This window comes from uncultured Jatrophihabitans sp., from assembly GCF_964246335.1.
In the GTDB taxonomy this organism is placed as follows: domain Bacteria; phylum Actinomycetota; class Actinomycetes; order Mycobacteriales; family Jatrophihabitantaceae; genus Jatrophihabitans.
Genome location: NZ_CAXTQF010000081.1, coordinates 12,436 through 14,333 on the forward strand (window position 1 = coordinate 12,436; position 1,898 = coordinate 14,333).

The window sequence follows — 1,898 nt, forward strand, 5'->3', positions numbered from 1 at the left end:
CGCCCGGCGCCGGGATCGCCGCGCGCGGCCGCCCGCGCGACCTCACGCGCGGCATCCTGGGCGCGCACCCGTGCCGAGACGACCGCCACCGCGGTGAGCGCGACGCCCAGCACCAGCACCAGCACCGGCAGGCAGGCCGCGAGTTCGGCGGTGACCATGCCGCGATCGCGGATGCCGCTGTGCGCGTCACAACGCATGCAGCGCTGACCGGACGATCGAACTCAACGCCGACGAGACGGCGGGACTGCGCACGATCTTGTACAACACGACCGCGAACGCGACCGCGGCCACCGTGCCCACCGCGTACTCCGCGGTGGACATGCCTGCGTCGTCGGCGTGCTCGCGCAGCTGCCGGAAGGGACGGGTGATACGAGAGAAGAAGGACATGCACCGAGCCAATCGCCGCGGCGAGCCGTTCGGTGGCGCAAATGAGAATCTGTGGACGCGATGCATCGATGTGGATGACCCACCGGCTCGCGTCGGCGACGTGTGGTACCGCCGGCCCGCTCGCGCGGCCCGTGGTCGCGTCCGGACGAACGAACACGGGGGCCGGCCATCACTTGGTACCGGCTGAACGCGGCGATCCCCGCCGCCCGCCCGCGTTGCGCCGCTATCAAGACCGACCCGGCCGGCACGGCACGTGAGCGGCGCGGCCTGGCGCCGGATGCCGCTATCAAGACCAAGCCCACAGGTCTGCAGCACGTCCTGCCACTGCAGTTGGCGCCGGCGCGGGCTACCGCGGCTCGCTCGGCGCGGCCTGCGCGTCGGTCAGTGGGCGCTGCATCCAGGCGACGTCGTGCCAGGCGTCGAACTTCCAGCCGATCCGCCGGTACACGCCGATGGGCTCGAAGCCCAGCGCTGTGTGCAGACCTTCGCTGGCGGGGTTCGGCAGCGCCATGCCGGCGACGGCCATCCGGTAGCCGCGCTCGGCCAAGCGCGCGAAGAGCGCGGCATACAACGCGCGGCCGGCACCTGTCCGGCGCCGGCCGATCTCCAGGTAGACGCTGACCTCGCACGACCACCGGTAGGCCGCGCGCTCCTTGTACGGACCGGCATACGCGTAGCCGACCACCCGATCGGCGTCGATAGCCACGAGCCACGCGTATGCGTCCGACGCACGGGAGATCCGGCGCGCCATCTCGTCCGGCGTCGGCGGCGAGAGCTCGAAGGTGATCACCGTGTCGGTGACGTACGGCGCGTAGATCGCCGCGCACGCAGCGGCGTTGTCGGCTGTGGCGGCACGTATCGCGATCTTCGGTTCAGACACCTGCATATGCTCGCGCACGCATGTTTCGAGCGATGGTCGATGCTCGTCAGGGCAGCACGCCGACGGTCGACCTCGCGATGCCGACGACGGCAGGCACGACACCGAGGCAGACGAACGACGGCAGGTAGCACGCCGCCAGCGGCGCCATGGCCGCGATGCCGGCGCGGTTCGCCCGCACCGCGAGCTGCGCCGAACGTTCCGCGCGCAGCTGGTCGGCAAGCTCGACGAAGGCACCGGCGAGTTTCACGCCACTGCTCGAGCTGCGGATCGCGACCCGGGCGACATCGTCGATCGGCCCGGCGCGCGCGTCGACCGCACCCCAGGCCTGCGCCGGATCCGCGCCGAGTCGTAGGAGCCCGGCCACCCGCAGCAGCTCCTGGCCGGTGGCGTCGCCGGCTGCCGGCGCGGCGACGACCAGCGCGGTGGCCACCGGCTGCCCGCTGCGCAACGCGGCGGCGGCGAGGTCGAGCGTCACGGGCAGTGCCGGATCGTCGGGCGTCTTGACCGGCCGCGACCGCAGGCGACGCAGCGCGTGCGCCGTCGCCGGGCAGCAGACGAGCGCGGCGATCAGTCCGGCGGGCACGCCGCCCACCGCGACGCAGGCGGCGCCGAGGGCGGCGACGGCACCCGT

At 73.0% G+C, this 1,898-nt stretch carries 3 protein-coding genes and 1 pseudogene (1 of these 4 running past the window's edge); all 4 read right to left on the minus strand.

The window, feature by feature from the left end; genetic code table 11:
• Positions 1–197, minus strand: a pseudogene (locus tag ACFFCN_RS16835) (TadE family type IV pilus minor pilin); its annotated part reaches 34 nt to the left of the window's first position; the annotation flags it as partial.
• Positions 187–387, minus strand: coding sequence for a DUF4244 domain-containing protein (locus tag ACFFCN_RS16840; RefSeq protein ID WP_375493517.1), 201 nt, complete (start codon positions 385–387; stop codon positions 187–189). The pseudogene ACFFCN_RS16835 and the gene ACFFCN_RS16840, both read right to left, overlap by 11 nt.
• A gap of 346 nt (positions 388–733) precedes the next feature.
• Positions 734–1,267: a GNAT family N-acetyltransferase gene (locus ACFFCN_RS16845; RefSeq protein ID WP_375493519.1), complete on the minus strand. Its 534-nt coding sequence runs from the start codon at positions 1,265–1,267 to the stop codon at positions 734–736.
• Between the two features lie 46 nt (positions 1,268–1,313).
• Positions 1,314–1,898 (minus strand): type II secretion system F family protein (locus ACFFCN_RS16850; protein ID WP_375493521.1); only part of this gene is annotated, 585 nt, incomplete at its 5' end.